This is a genomic window from Myxococcus sp. RHSTA-1-4 (assembly GCF_020037125.1).
In the GTDB taxonomy this organism is placed as follows: domain Bacteria; phylum Myxococcota; class Myxococcia; order Myxococcales; family Myxococcaceae; genus Myxococcus.
The window spans coordinates 210,587-234,434 of sequence record NZ_JAIQDG010000009.1 but is presented as its reverse complement, the minus strand read 5'-3'; the positions used below and the strand labels follow the sequence as shown (position 1 = coordinate 234,434).

Genomic DNA, 23,848 nt, shown 5'->3' with positions numbered 1-23,848 from the left:
CATGGCCACGCAACAGGACGAAACGGTCATCGCCCCGTTCACCGCGTTCGCCTTCGCGGTGGAAATCGACATCCCGGACGTCAGCCCCAAGGCGTGCAGCGCGGCCTTCTCCGAGTGCGACGGCCTGGAGATGACGATGGACGTGAAGACCATCCGCGAGGGCGGCAACAACGGGCGGCAGATACGCCTCGCGGGCCCGCTGAGCTACGGGCAGCTCACGCTGAAGCGGGGCATGACGGCCAGCGATGACCTGTGGAAGTGGTTCGAGGTCATCCGCACGCGCCCCCGGCTGCGCGCCAGCGCCGAGGTGGTGGTGTTCGCCCCGGGCCCCGAGCAGAAGGAGCGCGCCCGCTTCGTCCTGTCCCGCTGCCTGCCCGTGAAGCTCAAGGCGCCGCCGCTCAACGCCAAGGACGGCATGGTGGCGATTGAGGAACTACAGATTGCCTACGAGTCACTGACGCGCAAGCCCGTGTCCGGGGGAGGCGCCTAGCCCATGTCCGACGACGCCACGCCGCTTGCCAAGGCGAAGCTCATCCAGCTCGACTCGAACTTCGAGCACCCCATCGACGAGGACAAGACGTCCACCGAGGTGCAGTTCAACCCGGAGACGCTGAAGGTCTCCTACGCCAACCAGGTGCAGCAGCCCTCCGGCGGAGGAGACCAGCGCGGCACGCCCGCGCAGCAGTTCGTGGGCGCCGGCACCACCAAGCTGGCCGTGCAGCTCTGGTTCGACGTGACGGGCCAGCCGGAGGGGGCGACGGGCGCCGTCGACGACGTGCGCAAGCTCACGGAGAAGGTGGCCTTCTTCATCACCCCGAAGAAGGAGGGCGACAAGTTCATCCCGCCCGCCGTGCGCTTCCTGTGGGGCAGCTTCCGCTTCGACGGAATCATGGAGTCGATGGAGGAGTCGCTGGAGCTGTTCTCCGCGGAGGGCCTGCCCCTGCGCGCCAGCGTGTCCTTCACCCTGTCGCAGCAGAAAATCGACAAGTTCGTCTTCGAGCCCACCGCGAAGCCTCCCGCGGGCGCGAGCACCAGCCCCAGCGGCAAGCCCGCGGGCACCGCGCCGATGACGCCCGCTCCGGCGGGCTCGACGATGCAGGGACTGGCCGCGAACCAGGGCAAGGGCGGCAACTGGCAGGCCATTGCCTCCGCGAACGGAATCGAGAACCCGCGGCGGCTCGCCCCGGGACAGCTGGTGGACCTGCAGGCGGGACTCAACGTTGGCGTGAGGCGATAGGGGCGCGCACATGGCCGTGGTCATCAACGAGATGGAAGTGGTGAGCGAGCCGCCGCCGGCCGCCGCGCCTGCTGGCGCCAAGGGCGAGGAGCAGCCCTCCGCGTCCGGCGTCCAGCGTGCGCAGGACCTGGAGCGAAGCCTGGGCCGTCACCGTCAGCGGATGGAGCGCGTGCGCGCGCACTGAGCCGGAAGACCCTGAACCATGGCCGACGGAAACAGCACCGACACCAGGCTCCGCGTCGCCCGCCCCACCCTGCGCGTGGACGGGCAGGAACAGGCCACGCTCGCCAGCGGCCTGATGGAGCTGTCCATCGTGGAGACGGCCCAGGGGCTGTACCGGTGCGAGGCCACCTTCGGCAACTGGGGCCCCAAGGAGGGCGAGACGGGCTTCCTCTACTTCGACCGCGCGCTGCTGGACTTCGGCAAGGCCTTCGAGGTGCGGCTGGGCACTGCCGACGTCCTCTTCGAAGGCCGCATCACCGGGCTGGAAGCGGACTACCCGGAGAGCGCGCCGCCCACGCTGACGGTGCTGGCGGAGGACCGGCTCCAGGATTTGCGCATGACGCGGCGGACGGCCACGTACGCGGACGTCAGCGACGCGGACGTGCTGCGGCAGGTGGCCAGCAAGCACGGCCTGACGGCGGAGGTGGACGTCCAGGGGCCCACGCACAAGGTGCTGGCGCAGGTGAACCAGAGCGACCTGGCCTTCCTGCGCGAGCGCTGCCGCGCGGTGGACGTGGAGCTGTGGGTGGAGGGGCGCACGCTGAAGGCGAAGAAGCGCGGGGCCCGCGCCACCGGCGAGGCGCCGAAGCTGGGACGCGGCAACGAGCTGATGGCCTTCACCGTGCTGGCGGACCTGGCGAACCAGCGCTCCTCGGTGACGGTGAGCGGCTGGAGCGTGCAGGACAAGGACGCGGTGAGCCACGAGGCCGGCCCGTCCGTGCTGGGCGCGGAGCTGGACGGCGACGAGAGCGGCGCGAGCCTGCTGTCCTCCAAGCTGGCCGAGCGCAAGGAGGCCGTGGTCCACACCGTGCCGCTGGGCAGCCAGGAGGCCCAGGCCCGGGCGGAGGGACTGTTCCGGCAGATGGCCCGGCGCTTCGTGGTGGGGCGCGGCACGGCGCAGACGGACGCGCGCCTGCGCGTGGGCGCCCGCGTGGAGCTGACGGGGCTGGGGCCGCTGTTCAGCGGCAAGTACCACCTGGCCGAGGTGAAGCACCTGTTCGACGGCGCGCGCGGCCTGCGCACGGAGTTCATCGCGGAGCGGGTTGGCCTGGGGAGGGCGTCATGATGGACGGCTCGGCGTGGGAGATGGTGGCGGACGAGCGCGTGCCGGGAGGACTGGGCGGCCGCTTCTACGGCCTGTACCCGGCGCGGGTGACGGACATCAAGGACCCGGACAACCAGGGCCGGGTGAAGGTGGCGCTGCCGTGGGCCGCGGACGCGGCGGGCGGCGGGCGCTACGAGGCGTGGGCCCGGCTGGCCACGCTAATGGGCGGCAACAACCGCGGCTCCTGGTTCGTGCCCGACGTGGACGACGAGGTGCTGGTGGGCTTCGAGGCCGGAGACGCGCGGCGGCCCTACGTGGTGGGCGCGCTGTGGAACGGGAAGGACGCTCCGCCGGAGAGCATGGACGGCGCGGGGCGCAACGCGAAGAAGGTGCTCCGCTCTCGCAACGGCGTGGTGATTACCCTCGACGACACGGACGGCCAGGAGACGCTCACCCTGGAGACGCCCGCCGGCCAGAAGGTGACGCTCAAGGACGGGCCCGGCTCCATCGAGGCCCAGGACAGCAACGGCAACTCCCTGAAGATGGAGGCCAGCGGCATCACAGTGACTGCCGCGGCGAAGGTCACCATCAACGCCAGCACCGCGGAGGTCTCCGCCGGCATGCTCACCGTCAACGCGGGCATGTCCAAGTTCAGCGGCGTGGTGCAGGCGGACACCGTCATCACCAACAGCGTCGTCAGCTCGTCGTACACGCCGGGCGCGGGGAACGTCTGGTGATGGCCACGACGCTCGCACATCCCGTCCAGTGGGTGGCGGCCTCGCCCCTGTGGGGGCCGGGAGTCGACAAGCTCGCGCGCATCCAGGCGCCCGGCATCCTCGAGTTCGACTCGGACCGCTTCATGGAGGAGCTGGCCGAGCGGCTGGCGGCGGCGCCGCGGCCGGACCTGACGTCCCTGCTCGTCACCCAGTTCAAGAGCCACCGCGAGCGCATGCCCGGTGAGCCCGCGGACGACGTGGTCAACACCCCGCCGAAGCTGTACCAGCCGGCGCACGGGCGCTTCTACCTGGTGGCGTCCAGCCTGGTGTGCCGCCTGCCCGGCATGCCCGACCACGTGGTGGACACCGCCAAGGGCGAGAAGGCCGCCTTCGTGCTGCGCCGCGACCTGGGCGGCGGCAAGGAGGGCGCGTGGGTGCCCGACCCGGGCGACTCGACGGGCAAGCGCCGCATCTGGAAGACGCTGGAGGCCGCGGACGCGGGGACGCTGGCGAAGGGCGAGGAGCTGCTGCCGCTCTTCCCGGTGAACTTCACGGCGGACGGCAAGCGCCGGCGCATGCTGGTGGGGCTGGTGCCCACGTCCAGCCGCGACACCTTCGAGTCCGCCGAGGCCTTCGAGCCTCCCCCCGGCACGGACCTGGACCCGGAGAAGATGATTGCCGCCGAGGCCGAGGCGCAGGTCCTCGTCCCGTATGAGCAGCTCCTGGCCTGGAAGAAGGACACGGCCGAAGCGGTGGAGGTGCAGAAGGAGGCGACGCGCTTCTTGCTGGTGGACTTCGCCACCCTGCTGGAGGAGCGGCTGCCCACGCTGTGGAGCGTGCTCAACAAGGACACGCCGGGGCCCGCGCCCGCGGTGGGCTCCCCCACCCGCGCGCTGTACGACCTGCTGACCGGCAACCACCGCGTCGAGGGGAGCTCGGGCGACACCTGGCAGCAGGCGCTGCGCAAGGCGTGGCTGCAGCGGGTGGCCATCCTCAACGGGGGCACGGGAGGGCTGAACTACAACCTGCGCAGGTGCACGGAGGTGTCCGTCGCGGACCTGCGCCGGGACATCGAGGCCGCGGCGGTCGCGGGCACCTACTCCCTGCCCTCCGAGCCGGAGCCCGTGCCCAGGCTGGAGGAGCCGGGCATCGCGCGCTACGTGCTGCGCTGCGTGTACCTCAAGCCCCACTGCGGCGCGCTCTGCCCGCCGCTGGTGAGTGCCCGCTCGAAGGCCTTCACGCTGGCCCCGTTCTTCGACCCGGACGCGCCCGGGCGGCCGGTGCGCATCGAGCTGCCCGTGGACACCAGCATCCGCGGGCTGCGCAAGTTCAAGAAGAACGTCGGCTTCACGCTGTCCAAGGGGCTGCGCAAGCAGATGTCCCGCGTGGCGGGCCTCGAGAAGACGATGAAGGGCGAGCTCGATGACGGCCTGAGCTTCGACCTGGGAGAGCTGTGCATGTTCTCCATTCCCATCATCACGCTGTGCGCGTTCATCGTCCTGATGATCTTCCTCGCACTGCTCAACATCATCTTCTGGTGGATGCCCTTCCTGAAGATCTGCCTGCCGAAGCCACGGGTGGGGTGAGTCCATGGACGCCGGAAAGCTCATAGGCCGAGGCATCAGCTTCCCTCCCCGCGTAGGCCCCGACGGCCGCGTGCAGTGGTCCGAGGGCGAGCGCAACGTGCGCGAGTCCATCCAGGTCATCCTCGCCACGGAGCAGCGCGAGCGCATCCTGCTGCCGGAGTTCGGCGCGGGACTGTCTCGCTTCCTCTTCGAGCCGAACACCGTCACCACGCGGCAGCAGATCGCCGAGCGGATTACCCGCGCCCTGGCGCGGTGGGAGCCGCGCATCGCGGTGGAGTCGGTGAGCGTGGACGCGGACCCGCAGGATGCCCGGGCCGCCACGGCGACCCTTACCTACAAGCTCGTCGCCACCGGGGCGCGCGAGCGGCTCAGCCTGAACATCACCCTCGCGGGGTAACCCCACCGTGCCACTCACCCTGCCCTTCATCGACGACCGCAAGTACCAGCAACTGCTGGACGAGGCGCTGGCGCGCATCCCCGTCCACAACCCCGAGTGGACCAACTTCAACAAGGCCGACCCGGGCGTCACCCTGCTGGAGCTCTTCGCCTTCCTGACGGAGAGCCTGCTGTACCGCGCCAACCAGATTCCGGAGCGCAACCGGCTCAAGTTCCTCCAGCTGCTGGGCGTGCCGCTGCTGCCGGCGTCCTCCGCGAAGGGCCTGGTGGCCTTCCGCAACGAGCGCGGCGGCCCGCCGCAGACCCTCACGCTCACCGACGGCGTGGAGGTACGCGCCGGCCAGGTGCCCTTCCGTACCGAGCGCGGGCTGGACGTCCTGCCGGTGGAGGCCGCCCTCTACTACAAGCGGAGCGTGGCGCCCGAGACGCGCGTGCGGGAGTACTACCAGGAGCTGTACGCCTCCTTCACCGCGACGATGCCGCCCCCCGCGGCGCCGAGCGACCTCCAGTTCTACGAGACGACGCCCTTCTCCCCTCGCGGCACCGAGCCGCTGGACCTGAACACCCAGACGCTGGACCGCGCGCTGTGGGTGGCGCTGCTGCTGCGGCCCGCGGACCGGAAGCTGCCGGACGCGCTGAAGCGCGCCCGCGAGGAGCTGAAGGGGAAGGTGCTGACCGTGGGACTGGCCCCCGCCGGGGACACGGGCGGGAGGAACCTGGTACCCAACGGGCAGGTACGGCCGGAGGGCTCGGCGGTGCTCCAGTTCCAGCTCCCGAAGCTGCCGGCGGAGGGGAAGCTCCCGGAGACCGCCGCGGAGCGCAACGCGAGCTGGCGCACCCTGGCCACCGCGGAGGTGCCCGCCGAGCCGGTGGTGGTGGACGTCCCCCTGCCCTCCAGCGTCGCGGAGCTGGAGCTGTGGACGAACATGGACCCGCTGGAGGCGGGCACCCGCGACTTCCCTCCCGCGCTGGACGACGAGGAGCTGGACGCGCGCGTCATCACCTGGCTGCGCATCACCTCCTCCGCGCCCGTCTCGGTGAAGCTGCTGTGGGCGGGCATCAACGCCGCGCCGGTGTCCCAGCGCGAGCGCGTCACGGGCGAGCTGCTGCCCGCGGGCACCGGCGAGCCGGACCAGGTGGCGAAGCTGGCGCGCGCGCCCGTGCTGCCGGGCACCGTGAAGCTGACCGTCACCGTCAACGGCACCAGCGAGACCTGGGAGGAGATTGACGACCTGATGAGCGCGGGCCCGGAAGTCGCGGTGGCGGACCCCCGCCTGCCGCCGGGCACACCCGCGACGGGCAACACGCGGGTGAAGGTGTTCCGGCTGGACGCGGAGGCCGGAGAGCTGCGCTTCGGTGACGGTGCCCATGGCGCCCGGCCGCCTCCCGGCGCCACCCTGCGCGTGGACTACGACCACGGCGTGGGGCGCGCCGGCAACGTGGGCCCGGGCACGGTGACGAGCGGCCCGGCGCTGCCGCCGGGAATCCAGGTGGAGAACCCGCTGCCCACGTGGGGCGGCGCGGACGCGGAGGGCGTGCGCGAGGGAGAGCGGCAGATTTCCCGCTTCCTCCAGCACCGGGACAGGCTGGTGACGACGCAGGACTTCGAGGCACTCACCCTGCGCACGCCCGGCGTGGCCGTGGGCCGGGTGGAGGTGCTGCCCGCCTTCCACCCCGCGCTGTCGCCCAACGAGCCCGGGGACGCGCCGGGCGCGGTGACGGTGATGGCCATTCCTCGCTTCGAGCCGGACCCGGCGGAGACGCAGGGCGCCGACGCCTTCCTGGACGCCATCGCCTGCTGGCTGGCGCCCCGGCGGCTGGTGACCACCGAAATCTTCGTGCGCCGCCCCCAGTACAAGCCCGTCTGGGTGACGGTGGGCCTGGAGGTGGTGGCCGGCGTGTCCCAGGCCCAGGTGCGCGAGGCGGTGAAGGCGGCGCTGACGGCCTTCCTGTCTCCCCTGCCCCCCGAGGGCGCGGAGCTGCTGGAGCCGACGGTGTCGCTGGCGGGCGCGCCGCAGGCCACCGTGGCGCAGCGGGGCTGGCCGCTGCGCAAGGCGGTGGTGGCCCTGGAGCTGGCCGCGGTGGCCAGCCGCGTGGCCGGCGTGGCGCTGGTGCGCGGGGTGCGGCTGGGGCTGGCCACGGGCACGGCGCAGGACCAGGTGCCGCTGACGGGCCTGCAGCTCCCCCGGCTGGCCGGCATCGCCGTGGCCGTGGGGGACCCGCCGTCGCTGGACGAGCTGCGCGGCACCGGCCCGGTGGCCACCGGCGCGCAGCGGCCCTTCGTCTCCGTGCCCGTCGTCCCGGAGGAGTGCCGATAGATGGACGCCAACGGCACCCGCTTCCACCTGCTGCTCGGCCGCGACGACTGGGGCCGCTGCTCCTCCGGGGGGCGGCTCCTCTCCGAGGCCTGGGCCGACGCGTCCGGCACCGGCGCGGACATCGCCTGGGACGCCCTCCGCGCGGAGGTGTCCCTGCGCGCGGAGCTGTTCCGCTTCCTCGCCGCGCCCCGCGACGTGCCACCGAAGCTGGAGGACCGGCGCGGCGCCGCGAGGGACCGCTACGGCAACTTCTACTGGATTGACCGCGACGGGCTCACCGTGAAGGTGCTGTCCAGCGGCTCGCGGCAGACCAGCGCCTTCTGGCCCGTGGCTCCCGCCGTGGCGCCCGCGCCCACCCACGGCGGCTTCGGGCCGGCCGTGCCCCCCTCCGCGCCCGCGCCCCTCCCGCTCGGCGGGCTGGTCATCACCGCGCACCACTACCTCGTCGTGGGCACGCTGGCGCCGTCCCCCGGACTGCTGGTGTTCGACCTGCACTCCGGAGGCCCTCCGGTGCGGCACACGTGGCCCGCGGGCGTGCCCTTCGCGCCGTGGGACATGGCGGCCACCCCGGACGGGGGCGCGGTGGTGCTGGACCGGCAGAACCGCCGCCTGTGGCGCCTGGACGCGGAGCTGCGCGTGGTGCGCACCGGCGGCGAGTCCGTGCTGTCCGAGGAGGTGGTGGAGGCATTCCAGCCCGCGGATGGCAGCGCGCAGCGGCGCGTGCCCGCCGTGCTGTTCCCGGAGCCGGTGACGCTGGATGCGTCCACCCCGCTGTCCGCCGGAGACCCCATCTCCGTGGAGGTGCTGCCGGACGGCCGCGTGCTGGTGCTGGACCGCGGCGAGGCCGGCAGCTTCCTCCTCGTGTACCGCGACGGGCAGGGCGAGGGCGCGCCGGTGCCACTGGAGGTGGAAGGCATCCTCCAGGGCACAGGCCCGGCCTTCAGCTACGTGCTGGTGGCGCACGACATGGCGCTGGTGCCCGGGACGGAGGAGACGCCCCACAGGGTGCTGGTGGTGGGACGCGACGGCAACCAGGTCTTCGCCTTCGACCTGCACGCGGGCCAGGACGGCTCGCTCTCCGCCGTGCCCCAGCCGGAGTACCTGCCGCTGCGGCTGTTCGGCGGCAAGGCGCTCATCGCGGCGGGAGGCGGAGCGTTCTACGACTTCGCCGACACCTTCGTGCCCCTGGTGCCGCAGCGCCGGCCCCGTTACGTGCACGAGGCCACCCTGCGCACGCCCGTGCTCGACGGCCGCACCCCGGACTGCGTGTGGCACCGGTTGCTGCTGGACGCGTCCATCCCTCCCGGCGCCCGCGTCACCGTGCGCAGCCGCGCGGCCAACGAGCGCGAGGACCTGGAGGCCGCTCCCTTCAGCGAGGAGCCCACGCTCTACAAGCGCGGCGGCGGCTCCGAGCTGCCCTTCGTGGCCGGCGCGAAGGGCGAGCACCGCGGCACCTTCGAGGTCCTCTTCCAGCGCGCGAAGGGCCGCTACGCGCAGGTGGAGTTGACGCTGCACGGCGGCGGCGCCACCACGCCGCGCATCCATGCCCTGCGCGCCTGGTACCCGCGCTTCTCGTACCTGGCCCAGTACCTGCCCGGCCTGTACCGGCAGGACGCGGAGTCGTCGAGCTTCCTGGACCGGTTCCTCGCCAACGTGGAGGGCCTGTTCACCTCCACGGAGGACCGCATCGCGGCGGCACAGGTGCTGTTCGACGCCCGGAGCGCGCCCCCCGAGGCCCTGGAGTGGCTGTCGTCCTGGTTCGGCGTGACGATGGACCCGGCCTGGGACGAGACGCGGCGGCGGCTCTTCCTGCGCCACACCCTGGACTTCTTCCAGTGGCGCGGCACCCCGCGCGGGCTGCGCATGGCCCTGCGCGTGGCCCTGGACGAGTGCCCGGACGACTCCATCTTCACCGAGGAGACGGACCCGACGCGCTCGCGCTACCGCATCGTCGAGCGCTTCCGCTCCGCGCGCCTGCCCTTCATCGCTCCGCCGGAGCTTCCGGAAACAGGGGGCATCCACACCCTGGCCACCCCCACGACGGCACGCTGGGAGCCGTCCCAGGGACGGGCGCGGCTCGTGGACCGCTACCGGAAGGCGTTGCAGGACGCGGGCGTGACGGCCCTGCCGGAGAGCTTCCCCCTGCGCGAGCCCTCCGACGCGCAGGTCTCCGCGGTCTGGCGCTCCGTGTGCCAGGAGGCGCTGGGCTTCCTCCCCGCGGCCACCACGGCGGACACGCCGGTGTGGCGGGACTTCCTGTCCCGGCGCTACCGCAACGTGGAAGCGCTCAACGCGGCGCACGTGTCCTCGCTGACGGACTTCACGCAGGCCGCGCTGCCGGTGACGCTGCCGGCGGACGGCCCGGCGCAGTCGGACTGGTACCACTTCGAGACGGTGGTGATGCCGGTGCGCGCCGCGGCCCACCGCTTCACGGTGGTGTTGCCGGTGCCGTCGGGGAGTGCCGCGCAGGAGCAGCGCGCGCGGCTGGAGCAGGCGATGCGGGTGGTGGCGGTGGAGAAGCCGGCCCACACCGTGTTCGACGTGAAGTTCTACTGGGCCATGTTCCGCGTCGGCGAGGCACGCCTCGGCGTGGACACCTTGATTGACCTGGGCAGCCGTGCCCCCGAGCTGATGCCCGCCATGCAGCTCGGACGCGAGTACCTGGCGGAAAGCCATCTGGCCCCGAGGCCCCCACAGGACGCCATGGACCGGCACATCCTGGGACGGGACGCGCTCGGGCGCCGAGAGAGTCACGGGAGCGACATCCAATGAGCACCTTCACTTCCACGGCAGTACCGCGCGCGGCCGCCGACCCCACCAAGCACGTCAACTACGTGCTGGGAATGGTGCTGGGGGTGGACGACTTCACCCAGGAGTTCGCCTACCTGTCCGAGCGGGACAGATGGCTCGCGAGGGATTTGCTCGGCTACGGCACCGCCTGGGGCCTGGCCATCACCCCGGGCACGGGCTCGCGAGGCCCGGAGGTGCGGGTGTCGCCGGGCGTGGCGCTCACCCCACGCGGGCACCTGGTGCGCGTGACGCCCGCCCAGTGCGCGTCCCTCAACGACTGGCTGAAGGCCAACCGCGGGGGCGTGGACACCCACGTGTCCGTGTCGCAGCTGCTGCGCTTGTGGGTGGTGCTCTGCTACCGCGAGTGCCTCACGGACATGGTGCCCGTGCCGGGCGAGCCGTGCCGCAGTGAGGATGACTCCATGGCGCCCTCGCGCGTCACGGACGACTTCCGGCTGGAGCTGCGCCTGTCCCGTCCCGCCCAACCGGAAGAGGACGCCGTCCGCGACTTCGTGCGCTGGCTGAAGGACCACATCCAACCGGGGAGCGACCCGGCCAGCTCCATTTCCCTGGAGGACTTCCTCCAGGCGGTGCGCAACGCCGTGGTGACGCGCTCGCCGCCGTCCTCACCGCTGTCTCCGCCCTCTCCGCTCAACAGCCCGCTGGACGCGATGCTCGACGCGTCTCCTCCCGGGCCGCTCATCATCTACACGGAGTACATGGAGCAGTACCTGCGCGCCGCGCTGCGGCTGTGGGTCACCGAGCTGCGCGCGCTGTGGCGCCCCAACTGGCTGGGCGAGGCGCATGGGTGCACCGCGCCCGTCACGCCCGAGCCCACGGGTGATGGCGACTGCGTGATGCTGGCCGAGGTCGAGGTGGCGCTGGTGAAGTCCGGCGTGGGCGGCGATTGGCAGGTGAGCGACGCCGCCAATGCCATCCGCATCCTCGAGGAGGAGCGCCCCTACCTGCTCCACCTGCGGATGCTCCAGGAGCTGCTGCTGGTGGACCTGGCGGCCGGCGGCGGTGGCGGCGCGGCCGGCCCCGCTGGCCCGATGGGCCCGCCGGGACCTCAAGGGCCGGCGGGACCGGCGGGGCCCGTGGGCGCGACGGGTGCGACCGGGCCGCAGGGGCCGGCGGGGCCGCAGGGGCCCACCGGCCCTCAGGGGCCCACCGGCCCTCAGGGGCCCACCGGCCCGCAGGGCCCCACCGGCCCCCAGGGCCCGATGGGACCGCAGGGGCCCCAGGGCGAGCCGGGTGAGACGGTCGTCGACGTGGTGCTGAAACCGCCCGGGCTCCCCCAGTACTTCATCGTCGCCGCGGGCATCGTCCTGGCGGACCCGGGCCAGGCTTTCGGCGACACGTTCAACAACCTGAAGTGCGTCTTCATCGACCACGGGGAGGTGGGCTTCTCCTTCGACAACTACGCGGAGGACCCGGACAAGTACCAGTACATCGTCAAGGCGATGCCGGAGTTCCATGGCGAGTTCCCCGACATGCCGCTCGTCGTCAGCTTCGGCGGGTTCCATGGGGACCACTTCCGCCTCCGCGTCTGGAGCATCCGGGATGCGGAGCCCCTCAATCTGGAGATCCTCCGGCTGCTCCGGTTCGTCATCGAGGTCAGCCAGTACTTCCTGGAGGGGTGACGCGCCATGCGCATCGACCTGGACACCGCATTCCTCGACGACGGCATCCGTTCGACGAACTTCTTCAACGGCCGGCTGCTGTCGGCCGAGGACCTCACGCAGGAGCAGCAGGCGCGCAAGGAGGCACTGAAGCAGCTGGGCCGCGCCATCGGCGAGGGGGTGGTCTACGGCCTGACGGTGGAGGCCGTCACGGGCGGAGGCTCGAACACGGACCCGACCGTCACCGTGAAGAAGGGACTGGCCCTCAACCGCGAGGGCCGGCCTCTGGAGCTGAAGCAGGAGGTCACCGTGTCGCTCTTGCGCGGGGCCGCCAACACCGAATCAACCACTGGCGGGACGGGGGACTTCGGGGCGTGCGCGCCCCCGGGCAGCGTCTATGTGTCCGGCACGGGCGTGTACCTGCTGGTCATCTCCGAGGCCGACGGCCGAGAGGGGCGCGCGACGACGAGCGGGCTGGGCGGCCTTCCTGGCACCGGCTGCGAAGCCAGGCGGCTGGTGGAGGGCGTCCGCTTCCGGCTGCTGCGGCTGGACGTGCCAGAGGCGGACCTGCAGAACACCAGCGCCAAGGTCCAGTTGCTGCGCAACAAGGTGGCATACCAGTGCTTCGGGACGCCGGAGGGCGCGCTGACGTGGCCCTTCACCGAGCCCGAGAATGGCTACGGACTGGTAGACAAGCTGCGGCCCCATTTCCTCACCCCCTGTGACGTCCCGCTCGCCGTGCTGCACTGGAGGGACGGCGTGGGCATCCGCTGGGTGGACATGTGGTCGGTGCGGAGGCACCCCGTCCAGGTGGGGACGCCGGTGCCCTGGCTGGCGGGACGCGGCGAGCGGCGCGAGCGCGAGGCCGAGGCCATGTTCCTTCAGTTCCAGGAGCAGGTAGCGCTGCTGCACGTCCAGAGCCTGGCCCTGGCGAGCGTGAAGGCCACGGACCACTTCGCGTACCTGCCCTCCGCGGGAGTGCTCCCGCTGGGAGGCTTCACGGGGACGAGCGGGTTCGACTACCTGAAGTTCTTCGAGGGCCTTCCGGCGCGAAAGCCCATCACCATCGAGGGCGCCCGCGTCGCGCCCCTGCTGCGGGCAGCGCGCGACTACCCGCCCATGGAGCTGTCCCGCAAGGAGCTGCTCTGGCTCTACCTGGTGCGGGAGAACCAGCTGGCGGTGTCCGCGGGTACCGCCAGCCGCCGTCCCCAGCCCTACCTCGTCTTCGCCACGGGGCACATGCCCTACTGGGGGGACCCGCGCTTCGATACGGCGAAGTGGGATGGCGCCCACTACGCGTCCCTGGGACCGAGCGCGGACCAGCCCGGCCCCTGACGCCCCCGCGCGGGAGCCACGAGGCGCAAACCCTTTCTGGAGGATTCTTCCATGTCGCAACTGCCATCCAAGGTCCAACCGGGGGACCTCATCACCTCGGACCTGTTCAACAGGCTCATCGACCACCTGCAGACCCAGGACCAACGCCTGGCGGAGCTGGAGGCCTCCATCGCGACGGTCGCCATCACCGACATCGTGCCCACCGGCCTCATCCGCATGGGTAGCGAGATGCGCGTGCTGGGGCGGGGCTTCGGCGTGGCCTCGCAGAACACGGTGCTCATCGAGTCGGTGATGGTGAATGCTTTCAAGGCGGGCAGCTCGGACTCGCAGCTCATCTTCAACGCGCCGGCCGTGCCCAACGTTCCGGTCGAGGGCAAGCCCGTCACCCTGTCGGTGAGCAACATGCGGGGCTTCGCCACCACGACCATCATGCTCGCCCAGGCGGAGGCCACCACGCCGGAGGGCTCGCTCCAGGTGTCGCTGGCACAGACGCCGTCCACGACCATCACCGCGGGCTCCAGCTACGACTTCACATACACCATCAAGGCGATCACCAACATGGAGGAGACGTACAAGCTGACGCCCTCCGTGGAGCCGCCCGCGGGCACGGCCGCGTCCTCGTGGGCGCTGGTGGTGCAGGACACCTCTGGCGTTACCCTGGCCAACAACGAGCTGCTCATCCCCAAGGGAGATCCGCCGTCCGGCGCGCTCCGTCAGGTCCGTGTCCGGGTGACGATTCCGTCCGGGCTTACGGGAGGGAGCGTCAAGCTTCGGCTGGCGGTGACCTCCAAGCGCAACGCCAAGCTCACGGGCTCGTCGGGCGACCACAGCTTCATGCTGGGCTCCATCTCCACGGCGCCGAGCATCCCCATGTCCCGCACGCTGGTGTCCCCCTCCAGCGCGGTGGTGCAGGACGAAGTCCACGCGGCCGCGGGCGGGAGGGTGCTGCTCCAGTTCACCGCCGAGCTGAGCGTGGCGGGGCCGTACACAGTGACGCTGAGCCTGCCCGGCGACAGCACGAACCTGTGGGCGGCGAAGCTGAGCATCGCGTCAGACCAGACTCCCCTGTCGGGGCAGGTCAACATCACCGGCCCGGGGCCCACGAACCTCCTGATGAGCATACAGCCTGGGGCCACGGCGCCCGCGTCGGTGGACCTGGTGGTACGCATTACCTCCTCCGAAAACACCTCGGTCTTTGGACAAGTATCCCAGAAGCTGCGCCGCGTCTGAGCGGCAGCGGCATGAGAGGAGAGCGGCATGACAATGAAGCAGGGCATGTTGAGTCGGTGGTGCGTGCGGGGGAGCTTCGGCTTGCTGGCGGCGCTGGGGCTGTACGCGCCGGGGGCGGGCGCGGATGGAGGCAACCGGCTGTGCTTCCGGGATGTCTCGGGCGTCCCCTACACGAGGGGGCCACCGACCCTTGATGGGAAGATCCAGGAGGACAAGGGCTGGACGGGCGCGTTCCGCTACGAGTTCGGCAACGGCACGACCAGCTCGCACGCCGTGGTCCAGGGCGTGCGCGACTCCGGCAACGTCTACATCTCCGTGGAGGCGAACAACGATCCGTCGTTCGACGAGAACGACGTGGTGGTGCTCGCATTCGACCTGGGGGGCGGCGCCAACCGCTACCGGCGGCTGCACCTCTTCCCGCTCTACGCGACCGGCGCCGCGGCGGATGGCCGGATGCGGGAGGCGCAGTACTGGCAGTCAGGAGCGCTGAACCCCAACGGCACGGTGAACTGGGGCACGGTCCAGATCATCCCCCATGGGGACCTGGTGGCGGGCGCGTTCTTCCTGGACGCGAAGGTGACGTCCTCCGACGGCGGCCCCAACAACCGCACCTGGAGCGTGGAGATGCGGATTCCGTCGTCCGGCCTTCCCCTGCCGCCGGCCGCCGACTTCAAGATGTACTTCGACATCTTCCGCGTGGACGGACTCACCTCCACCACGCCCTCTCTGCACTGGCCCACGAACGCGAACCCGCCGCCGGGGGATGCGCCGGACATCAACAACCGGACCCCCGCCCCGGCGAACTGGGGAATCGGGAGCTTCGGCACCTCCGGATGCACCGGGGTGTCCATCAGCGCGACGGACATCCGCACGAACAACTCCCCGTCGCACGTCATCCAGATTCCGGGGACGACGGCCAGCAACAAGTTCCAGGCGGTGGTGCGTAACAGCGGCGCGGACGCCGCGCCGGACGTGCGCGCCACGTTCAAGATCGCCAACTTCGGCCTGCCCTCGGAGCAGAGCTGGCGGCCGGTTCCCGCTCCCGGCAACCCGACAGAGGCTCCAGGGCTGAGCGTGCCCGCCCTGGGGAGCCAGATGCTCGAAACGGGCTCCTGGATTCTCACGGGCGCGGTGGCGGACTCCTACGAGGACAACCGGCATCAGTGCATCCTCGTGGAGCTGAGCTCGGGCTCGGACCGGACCACGTTCACCAATCGAAGCGCCTACGTGAACATGGACTTCAGCGGCAGCGCGTCCGTCTTCGAGCGGAAGGTGGAGATCTCCACCCGGGGATACGCGCTGCCCCCCGGCGCGACCGCCCACCGGATCCGCGTGGACACCAACCAGCGGCGGAACACCGTCTTCGCCCCCGGCGGCCTGAGGATTCCCATCTCCCAGCTGGAGTGGCTGTTCCACGGGTACCAGGACACCGGTGCCGTCGTCAGCATCCGAGGCAAGACGTACAGGGTGGTCTCGCCCATCGGCTCGTTCGGCTACATCATCAAGCACAAGCTGACGCGCCCCCTGGAGCCGGTGGAGCGTCCCGAGTTGCTGGACGACCGGTGGCGAATCCAGTTGGACAACCTGCGGCCGGAGATCAGGCTGCGCGCACTGCCGAGGCTGGACCTCCAGCGCGTGCCCGTCGTCGAGCGACAAGTGGATGTGGCGGGTGCGGTCGCCATCACTCGCCCTCCTGAAATCCCGCTGATGGACGCCCCGAGGGGCGCCCTGCCCGTGGCGGGGACGGAGACGCCAGCCAGCTACTTCATCGACATTCCCGCCGGGGAGTCGGTGCAGATGGTGACGCGCGCAGAGTTCCCCGACGAGGGAGCGCCGGCACCGAGTGACGGCGGGACGGAGCCTGGCGACGGCGGGACGGGGACCCCGACTCCCAACCCGGATCCGTGTGGCTGCCGGCGGACGCCCGCGAGCGGGACGATGGGGCTGCTGGGGCTGACGATGCTCGCGCTCATGGCTCAGCGGAGGCGCCGCCGGGACGATGAGTGAGGGGGCGCGAGTGGGCCGCACGGTCATCGGGAAGCTGCGGCTGCACGGGGCGGAGCTGGAACCGCTCTCCGCGCGGCTGCGGCTGGAGTCCCTGTTGAGCGGCGCCCACCTCGTGCCACTGGGGCTGCCTCCGTCGGCTACCGTCTGCATCCGCCGGCTGATGGACCCGAAGCCGGGGGTGCTGCCCGTGCGGCGGCACTCACTGCGTCCCCCAGCGGCGTGGGACGAGGCGCTGGCTTCCACGCTGGAGGCCCAGGTGGCACGGGCGGCGCGGCCCGCGCGTGGCGCCGTGCCGCCGGGCGCGGAGGCCGTGCTGTTCGCGGACCCGGCGGAGTTGCTGGCGTGCCTCGCCAGTGACGTCGCCCGGGGTAGCGCGCTGGCGCACTGGTGGTGGCGCGGCCTGTTCCCCAGCGTGGACCTGGCCCGGACGGTGGTGGCCGAGTGGCTGCGTCAACCCGAGTACGTGCCCGCCGCGCTGGAGACCACCGTGCTCCGGCGCGAGGCGCGGCCCGTGCTCGCCCTGTTCACCGAGGAGGAGGCGCACACGCTGCTCGCCCAGGTGGCCCGCGTGCATGGGCTGCCGGCGCTGGCGTCGGCGCGCCAGGCGGCGGAGGGAGCCGCGACGGGTTCGAAGGCGGAGGCGCTGGACGCCGGGGGGAGCGGACCGGTGATGGCGGAGGTGGAGGCCAGCGCGCTCGCGGCACCGTGGGAGCCCCGGGTGCCGGAGGTCCGCACGCTGGGGCTGGGAAGGGCCCGGCAGGCGCTGCTCGGCGTGGCGCTGATGTTGCGTCGGGCTCCCGTGGAGGCCCGGAGTCCTTCGTTCGCTCCCGCGGTGGTGGCGTGGCGCGCGGGCCCGGCCGAGGCGCGCAGGGAGGAGCGGGCGCGAGCACGTGTGGCTTCCCCGGCATCGGCCCTGGAGACCGGCTCGACGCCCATGGATGTCAGGGGGGCTGGCGGTTCAATGGGAGCCGCCTCGGAGGTTTCTCCCGCGCGGGGGGAGAAACTCGAGGTGCGTGCTTCGCCTCATCGCGGGAATGTGGCACCGAATGTGAGTGGCGGTCCGAGCGAGGAGGCCGGGAGCGGGGCTCCGCCGCCCATCGAGGCCGTGGTGGCACGGTCCTCCCCCGTCCCGTCGCTCGTTGATGCCCCGGCTCCCGCGAATGATGGGGCCGCGGACACGGTCCGGGGAACCGCTCCGGACGAGGGGACGCCGGCTGTCTCCCCTCCCTCTCCCGCCATGCCAGATTCGCCGCCCAGGGTGTTCGAGCCGCCCCCTGGACGCGCGTGGGGCCTGCCCATCTCCACCGGCCTCGGCGGCCTCTTCTACCTGGTCAACCTGGGCCTCTTCCTGGAGCTGTACGGGGACTTCTCGCGGCCCATGCATCCGCACCTTCCCCTGCCCTTGTGGGACTTCGTCACGCTGCTGGGACGCGGGCTGCTCGTGGACCCGCGGCCGTCGGACCCGGTGTGGAAGGTGCTGGCCCTGCTCTCCGGCCGCAAGCCGGGCGAGGCTCCCGGTCAGGGCTTCGAGCCTCCCGACGCGTGGCGCGTACCCGAGGAGTGGCTGCTCGCGTTCCGGACTCCGGAGGCCTCCGAGTGGACGTGGGCGGTTGGCGAGGACCGGCTGCGCATACGGCACCCGGCGGGCTTCCTGGTGCTGGATGTGCCGTGCGAATCGGACTCCGAAGCGGAGGTCCAGGTCCGACGGGAGACGGAGCCCTACGCCCGCGCTCTTGTTCCGGACCCAAGAAAGTCCGCGCGAAGCGACATCACTCGGGACGCAACGGCCTCCCCATTCACGTTGGCGCGCGGAGAGGTGACCGCCCCCGCCGGACCGGAGGCTTCGCTGCTGGAGCGGTGGCTCGGGTGGCTGGTGCCCTACTGCCGCGCCCGGCTGGTGCGCGCCCTGGGCCTGCCTCCGGACGATGCGCTCGCGCTGGAGGCCACCCTGCTCACCCACGAGGCCCGGCTCCACGTGACGGAGACACACGTGGACGTGGTGCTCGCGCTGTCGCAGCTCCCTCTGGAGGTACGCGTCGCGGGGCTGGACCGCGACGTCGGATGGCTGCCCTCCGCCGGGCGGCACCTCTCCTTCCACTTCGAGTGACTCCAACGCGCGCCATGTCCGACACCCAGACCGCCATCACCCTCCCACCTGATTCCGAGCCGGAAGCCTCGGAGCCCCTGGAGCACTTCAAGCTGTACTTCTTCGCCGCGGCTACGCGAGTGCTGGCCCACGGCGCCCGCACCTGCGGCGGAGAGGCGGCGCTGCTGGCGCGCTTCCCCTTCCTGGAGAGCTACCGCGAGGAGCTGTCGGAGCTGGGCGTGGCCCCGGTGGAAGCAGACGACGGCCCCGGCCCATGGCCCGAGGCCATCGCCGCCTGGGAGGCGGACGTGTCCGGCCACCTGCCCCTGCGCGCGCTGCGCCGGGCCGCGGGGCTGGACCACGAGGCCCTGACGCTGCTGCTCGCCGTGGGCATGGTGGAGGAGGACGCCCGCTTCGGCGCGCTCTTCTCCTCCATGCAGGGCACGCCCACGCTGCACCGCCCCACCCTGGGCCTGCTCAACGCGAGCTGGCGCGGCGAGGAGGACCGCGGCGAGGTGCGCTCCCGCCTGCGCCGGCTGATGGACCTGGGGCTGGTGGAGGTGTCCGACCGCGAGGCCCCGCGCTCCGAGTGGGCACTCCACGTCCCCGGCCCCGTCTGGGACGCGCTGCGCGGCGAGGCACCGGAGCGGCCCGCGCCCTGGCTGAAGCACCACGCGCGGGAAACACTGTCCCGCGATGAGCCGCTCATCGTCCCGGACGCGCTGCGCGAGGCACTCGGACGGCTGCCGGCGCTGCTCGCGTCGGGAGAGGCCCGGGCGCTGGTGGTCCGCGGTCCCCACCACAACGGGCGGCGCACCCTGCTGCGCTCGGTGGCACGCGCGCTCGGCCGTGGCGTGCTGGAGGTGGAGGGGCCGCAGAAGGCGGACGACGCGCGGTGGCGCATGGTGGGGCCGCTGGCCACGCTGCTCCACGCGCTGCCGGTGGTGGTGCTGGAGCCCGCCCCCGGCGAGGCCGCCGAGGTGCCGGAGCTGAACGGGCTGGATGGGCCGCTGGGCGTGGTGCTCGGCCGGCTGGGCGGTGTCTCCGGCGATGGCGTGGACCGCGCGCTCACGCTGAACGTGGACATGCCCGGCCCCGAGGAGCGCGCCCTTCACTGGACGCGGGCCCTGGCGGGCCGGCCCTGCTCCTCCGTGACGGAAATCAGCGAGTCCTTCCGCCTCACCCGGGGCCACGTCCGGCGCGCGGCCCGGCTGGCGCAGGCCCACGCGGCGCTCGCCGGGCGCTCCGAGGTGGAGCCCGCCGACGTGCGCGAGGCGGCGCGCGCCCTCAACCGGCAGGCGCTGGACACGCTGGCCGTGCGGCTGACGGCCTCCGGCGACTGGAGCCAGCTCTCCGTGGCCGGCGAGACGCTGCGCGAATTGCGCCTGCTGGAGGCGCGCTGCCGCCACCGCGAGCGCATGGGCGTGGCCGTGGGCGGCCCGCTGGCGGGACAGCTCACCCCGGGCGTGCGCGCCCTCTTCCAGGGCCCCAGCGGCACCGGGAAGACGCTGGCGGCGCGCCTGGTCGCCGCGGCCCTGGGGCTGGACGTGTACCGGGTGGAGCTGTCCTCCGTGGTGAACAAGTACATCGGCGAGACGGAGAAGAACCTCTCCCGCATCTTCGCGCTCGCCGAGGAGCTGGACGTGGTGCTGCTCTTCGACGAGGGCGACTCGCTGTTCGCCCGGCGCACCGGCGTGGGCTCGTCCACGGACCGGTATGCCAACCTGGAGACCAACTACCTCCTCCAGCGCATCGAGTCCTACGAGGGCATCCTCGTCGTCACCACCAACGCGGCGGACGCCATCGACTCCGCCTTCCAGCGCCGCATGGACGTGGTGGTGGACTTCCGCGCGCCGGACCCGTCCGAGCGCTGGATGCTCTGGCAGCTCCACCTGCCCACCGCGCACGCCGTGGATACGGGCCTGCTGCGCGAGGTGGCCGTGCGCTGCCAGCTCAGCGGCGGGCAGATTCGCAACGCGGTGCTGCACGCGTCCCTGCTGGCGCTGGAGGAAGGGACGCCGATGGGCTCGGCGCACCTGGAGGCCAGCGTGGTGCGCGAGTACCGCAAGGCCGGTGACGTCTGTCCCCTGCGCCGCGCCGGCGCCACCTCCCTCCGGGGCTGAGAGCCACCACCCATGCCTCCCGCCCGCGCCGCCGCCCGAGGTCCCGCCCGCGCCCCCGCACGCGGCGCGGCCCCCGCGCGTCCCGGGGGCGGCGCCACCACCGCCGCGGCACCGGGCGGCGCGGCGGTGAAGGTGGGCGGCGACGCGGAGAAGGACCCTCGCTTCCGCAAGGTCATCGAGCAACTCGAGAAGGGCGCGGCCCGCACGAAGAAGCACCCGCCCGCCTCGCAGAAGGCCTCGGAGGCCCAGGCCGCCGCCGTGTCCCCGCCCACCGAGCGGCTCGCCGGCGCCAAGGCCAACCAGGTGGACGCCATGAGGTCGGCGGAGGCGCCCAAGGCAGAGCCCAGCGGTTTCCTCGCGCTCCTGCGCGCGGAAATCGAAAAGGTGATGCCGAAGACGCTGGATGACGCCGACAAGTTCATGGAGGGCAACGAGACGGCCCAGGTGAAGGGCGCCGTCTCCGGCAGCGTGAAGGAGCAGAAGGACGCGGCGGCGGGCCCCACGGAACAGGCGTCCGCCGCACCGCCGGACCCCGGCGCCGTGCCGGCCCGGCAGGCCACGCCCATGCCCGAGGAGCCGGCCGCGCCGCCCCCGCCCGTCAACGGCGCGGAGGCCATGCCGGCACCGAAGCCCGCCGCTCAGGTGCAGGCGCTCGGCAAGGGGAAGCAGGACGCCGAGCAGCAGATGAAGGACGCGGAGCTGACGCCGGAGCAGCTCAAGAAGGCGAATGACCCGCGCTTCTCCGCCGTGCTGTCGCAGAAGACGCAGGTGGAGAAGGTGGCCACCGTGGCGCCCGGGAAGTACGTGGCCAGCGAGGCGGCCACGCTGGGCCAGGCCAAGGCGAAGGCCACGGGCGACTCGCGCTCGGGCGTGGCGCAGATGGCCGGCGTGAAGCTGTCCGGCAACAGCAAGGTCAAGGCGCGGCAGTTGCTGGCAAAGCAGAAAGATGAGGCGCGGCGCAAGGAAGTCACCGACCACATCGAGAAGCTGTACCAGCAGACGAAGCAGAAGGTGGACCTGAAGCTGTCCACGCTCGAAACGGACGTGATGCGCGTGTTCGACCTGGGCGCCGAGGCGGCCCTGGCGGACATGAAGGCGTACGCCAACCGCCAGATCGACAAGTTCAAGGACGAGCGCTACAGCGGCCTCCGGGGCAAGGCGCGCTGGCTGGCGGACCTGTTCCGCCCCGTGCCCGAGGGCATCAAGGTCATCCTCGGACAGGCCCGCGCGCGCTTCGCGTCGAAGATGGACGCGCTGGCGGTGCGCATCTCCTCCATGGTGGACGGCCGGCTCGCGGACGCGAAGGCCGAGGTCAACAAGGGCCAGGCCGCCATCAAGGCGTACGTGGACAGCCTGCCCAGGGATTTGCAGGCGGTGGGGCGGGACGCACAGAAGGCGATGGCCGAGCGCTTCGACGAGCTGCGCAACGGCATCGACGCGAAGAAGAACGACCTCGCCCAGAAGCTGGCGCAGAAATACAAGGAGGCGCACGACAAGGCGGACGCGGCGCTCAAGAAGCTGGAGGAGGAGAACGCCGGCGCGCTGAAGAAGCTGGCGGACGCCATCGGCGAGGTCATCAAGATCCTCACCGAGTTCAAGGACAAGCTGATGGCCGTGCTCCGCAAGGGGCTGGCCACCATCAAGCTCATCCTGTCGGACCCCATCGGGTTCCTGTCCAACCTGCTGGCCGCCATCAAGCAGGGGTTCAGCCAGTTCGTCGCCAACATCTGGACTCACCTCAAGCGCGGCTTCATGCAGTGGCTCTTCGGCTCGCTGGCCGCCGCGGGCATCCAGGTCCCGAGCGACCTGAACGTGTGGTCCATCCTCAAGCTCGTGCTCGACGTGCTCGGGCTGACCTACGCCTGGATGCGCGGCGAGGCCGTGAAGCTGATGGGCGAGCGCAACGTGGCGCTCCTCGAGAAGCTCGTCGAGTACATCACCGTCACCATCAAGGGCGGCCCGCAGGCGCTGTGGGAGAAGGTGAAGGAGGACCTGTCCAACCTCAAGGCGATGGTCATCGACGCCATCCAGACCTGGCTCATCGAGACCATCGTCAAGCAGGCCGTCACCAAGATTCTCTCGATGTTCAACCCGGCGGGCGCCATCGTGCAGGCCGTCATCGCCATCTACAACGTGGTGATGTGGGTCATCGAGAACGCCTCGCGCATCGTCGCGCTCATCGAGGCGGTGGTGAACTCGGTGCATGCCATCGCCACGGGGGCCATCGGCGGCGCGGCGGCGTGGATTGAACGGGCGCTGGCGAACCTGATTCCCATCGTCATCGCCTTCCTCGCGCGGCTCATCGGACTGGGCGGCATCTCCGGGAAGATTCGCGAGTTCATCACCAAGGTGCAGGCCAAGGTCCGCGCCGCAGTGCTCGGCTGGCTGAAGAAGGCCTGGGCGTATGTGAAGAAGCTGTTCGGCGGGGGCAAGGGCAAGGAGCAGCCCGAGGACAAGCGGACACCCGCGGAGAAGGAGCGGGATCTCCAGCTCGCGCTACGAGAGGCGAACAGCCTCCTGTCCAAGGAGGACGCCTCCGTCAGCACCGTCAGCAGCAAGCTGCCCGGCCTGCGCACCAAGTACCGCTTGAAGTCCCTCGAGCTCAAGAAGACAGGAGGGACGAAGTACCGGGCCAAGGGCAAGGTCAACCCGGGCGACGAGACCGACGAGCACGACCTCAAGAAGGTGTCCATCTACGTGGACAAGGCGACGATGGAGGTCAAGCCGGGCATCGTCATCCGGGACAAGTTCTACAAGAAGAAGTTCCGGAAGGTGCCGATGACCAACATGCTCGCCCGTGCGCTGTCGCCCCAGAAGGCTCCCAATGGCGACCCGCTCTACAGGTGCGAGAACACCGGCAAGAAGGGGCCCAACCACAAACCCCTCCTCCTTCGTTCGGAAATCGAGGTCGAGCACACGGAGCAGGTGGTGGACCAGTGGAACAAGGCGGGCGGCGGGAACAACATGCTGCAGAAGGAGCGAAACGATTGGTACGACGATGACTCGCACCTCATCGTCATGTGCGGCTCGTGCAACGCGGGCAAGAACCAGGGCGATTACGTGCGCAAAGTAACCGAGCGATTCCGCGGCCCCAAGGACCCGTAGCCAGCCCAGCCACATGTTCAGGAGCGTCGG

Annotated in this window: 16 protein-coding genes; all 16 read left to right on the top strand. The window is 71.4% G+C overall.

Annotated elements, in window-relative coordinates:
- The first annotated feature begins 1 nt into the window (after position 1).
- Positions 2 to 490 carry a phage tail protein gene (locus tag K8638_RS15335; protein ID WP_223755264.1) on the top strand — a complete coding sequence of 163 codons (489 nt, stop codon included), beginning with the start codon at positions 2 to 4 and terminating at the stop codon, positions 488 to 490.
- Between the two features lie 3 nt (positions 491 to 493).
- The gene (locus tag K8638_RS15330) at positions 494 to 1,237 is read left to right on the top strand and encodes a LysM peptidoglycan-binding domain-containing protein (RefSeq protein WP_223755263.1); all 744 of its coding nucleotides are present in this window, start codon (positions 494 to 496) and stop codon (positions 1,235 to 1,237) included.
- Between the two features lie 10 nt (positions 1,238 to 1,247).
- The gene (locus tag K8638_RS15325) at positions 1,248 to 1,421 is read left to right on the top strand and encodes a hypothetical protein (protein WP_223755262.1); all 174 of its coding nucleotides are present in this window, start codon (positions 1,248 to 1,250) and stop codon (positions 1,419 to 1,421) included.
- An 18-nt stretch (positions 1,422 to 1,439) separates the two neighbouring features.
- Positions 1,440 to 2,525, top strand: a complete 1,086-nt coding sequence (locus K8638_RS15320; protein WP_223755261.1) for a phage late control D family protein — start codon at positions 1,440 to 1,442, stop codon at positions 2,523 to 2,525.
- Positions 2,522 to 3,241 (top strand): phage baseplate assembly protein V, encoded by a 720-nt coding sequence (locus K8638_RS15315; protein ID WP_223755260.1) that lies wholly within the window; start codon positions 2,522 to 2,524, stop codon positions 3,239 to 3,241. The genes K8638_RS15320 and K8638_RS15315 overlap by 4 nt, the downstream gene beginning before the upstream one ends.
- Positions 3,241 to 4,806, top strand: coding sequence for a hypothetical protein (locus K8638_RS15310; protein WP_223755259.1), 1,566 nt, complete (start codon positions 3,241 to 3,243; stop codon positions 4,804 to 4,806). The genes K8638_RS15315 and K8638_RS15310 overlap by 1 nt, the downstream gene beginning before the upstream one ends.
- Positions 4,807 to 4,876: 70 nt before the next feature.
- Complete coding sequence (locus K8638_RS15305; RefSeq protein WP_223755258.1) at positions 4,877 to 5,203, top strand: GPW/gp25 family protein; 327 nt, start codon at positions 4,877 to 4,879, stop codon at positions 5,201 to 5,203.
- Between the two features lie 7 nt (positions 5,204 to 5,210).
- Positions 5,211 to 7,520, top strand: coding sequence for a baseplate J/gp47 family protein (locus K8638_RS45200; protein WP_223755257.1), 2,310 nt, complete (start codon positions 5,211 to 5,213; stop codon positions 7,518 to 7,520).
- A complete protein-coding gene (locus tag K8638_RS15295; RefSeq protein WP_223755256.1) occupies positions 7,521 to 10,292 on the top strand; it encodes a phage tail protein in 2,772 nt (923 codons plus the stop codon).
- Entirely contained in the window at positions 10,289 to 11,953 is a 1,665-nt protein-coding gene (locus K8638_RS44880) for a collagen-like protein (protein ID WP_223755280.1), read from the top strand. Before K8638_RS15295 ends, K8638_RS44880 begins: the two co-directional genes overlap by 4 nt.
- Before the next feature lie 6 nt (positions 11,954 to 11,959).
- The gene (locus K8638_RS15285) at positions 11,960 to 13,267 is read left to right on the top strand and encodes a hypothetical protein (protein WP_223755255.1); all 1,308 of its coding nucleotides are present in this window, start codon (positions 11,960 to 11,962) and stop codon (positions 13,265 to 13,267) included.
- Between the two features lie 51 nt (positions 13,268 to 13,318).
- Positions 13,319 to 14,497: a hypothetical protein gene (locus K8638_RS15280; RefSeq protein ID WP_223755254.1), complete on the top strand. Its 1,179-nt coding sequence runs from the start codon at positions 13,319 to 13,321 to the stop codon at positions 14,495 to 14,497.
- 27 nt (positions 14,498 to 14,524) lie between these two features.
- Positions 14,525 to 16,504: an MYXO-CTERM sorting domain-containing protein gene (locus K8638_RS15275; RefSeq protein WP_223755253.1), complete on the top strand. Its 1,980-nt coding sequence runs from the start codon at positions 14,525 to 14,527 to the stop codon at positions 16,502 to 16,504.
- On the top strand, positions 16,497 to 18,611 hold the full coding sequence (locus K8638_RS15270) for a hypothetical protein (RefSeq protein ID WP_223755252.1): 2,115 nt from the start codon (positions 16,497 to 16,499) through the stop codon (positions 18,609 to 18,611). Before K8638_RS15275 ends, K8638_RS15270 begins: the two co-directional genes overlap by 8 nt.
- Positions 18,612 to 18,625: 14 nt before the next feature.
- Positions 18,626 to 20,713: an ATP-binding protein gene (locus K8638_RS15265; RefSeq protein WP_223755251.1), complete on the top strand. Its 2,088-nt coding sequence runs from the start codon at positions 18,626 to 18,628 to the stop codon at positions 20,711 to 20,713.
- Between the two features lie 12 nt (positions 20,714 to 20,725).
- Complete coding sequence (locus tag K8638_RS15260; protein ID WP_223755250.1) at positions 20,726 to 23,818, top strand: hypothetical protein; 3,093 nt, start codon at positions 20,726 to 20,728, stop codon at positions 23,816 to 23,818.
- Positions 23,819 to 23,848: the final 30 nt, after the last annotated feature.

Excerpts from the sequence above, each read along its gene's own strand:
- K8638_RS15335 (WP_223755264.1), top strand. The coding sequence starts at position 2 with ATGGCCACGCAACAGGACGAAACGGTCATCGCCCCGTTCACCGCGTTC.
- K8638_RS15330 (WP_223755263.1), top strand. The coding sequence starts at position 494 with ATGTCCGACGACGCCACGCCGCTTGCCAAGGCGAAGCTCATCCAGCTC.
- K8638_RS15325 (WP_223755262.1), top strand. The coding sequence starts at position 1,248 with ATGGCCGTGGTCATCAACGAGATGGAAGTGGTGAGCGAGCCGCCGCCG.
- K8638_RS15320 (WP_223755261.1), top strand. The coding sequence starts at position 1,440 with ATGGCCGACGGAAACAGCACCGACACCAGGCTCCGCGTCGCCCGCCCC.
- K8638_RS15315 (WP_223755260.1), top strand. The coding sequence starts at position 2,522 with ATGATGGACGGCTCGGCGTGGGAGATGGTGGCGGACGAGCGCGTGCCG.
- K8638_RS15310 (WP_223755259.1), top strand. The coding sequence starts at position 3,241 with ATGGCCACGACGCTCGCACATCCCGTCCAGTGGGTGGCGGCCTCGCCC.
- K8638_RS15295 (WP_223755256.1), top strand. The coding sequence starts at position 7,521 with ATGGACGCCAACGGCACCCGCTTCCACCTGCTGCTCGGCCGCGACGAC.
- K8638_RS44880 (WP_223755280.1), top strand. The coding sequence starts at position 10,289 with ATGAGCACCTTCACTTCCACGGCAGTACCGCGCGCGGCCGCCGACCCC.
- K8638_RS15285 (WP_223755255.1), top strand. The coding sequence starts at position 11,960 with ATGCGCATCGACCTGGACACCGCATTCCTCGACGACGGCATCCGTTCG.
- K8638_RS15280 (WP_223755254.1), top strand. The coding sequence starts at position 13,319 with ATGTCGCAACTGCCATCCAAGGTCCAACCGGGGGACCTCATCACCTCG.
- K8638_RS15275 (WP_223755253.1), top strand. The coding sequence starts at position 14,525 with ATGACAATGAAGCAGGGCATGTTGAGTCGGTGGTGCGTGCGGGGGAGC.
- K8638_RS15270 (WP_223755252.1), top strand. The coding sequence starts at position 16,497 with ATGAGTGAGGGGGCGCGAGTGGGCCGCACGGTCATCGGGAAGCTGCGG.
- K8638_RS15265 (WP_223755251.1), top strand. The coding sequence starts at position 18,626 with ATGTCCGACACCCAGACCGCCATCACCCTCCCACCTGATTCCGAGCCG.
- K8638_RS15260 (WP_223755250.1), top strand. The coding sequence starts at position 20,726 with ATGCCTCCCGCCCGCGCCGCCGCCCGAGGTCCCGCCCGCGCCCCCGCA.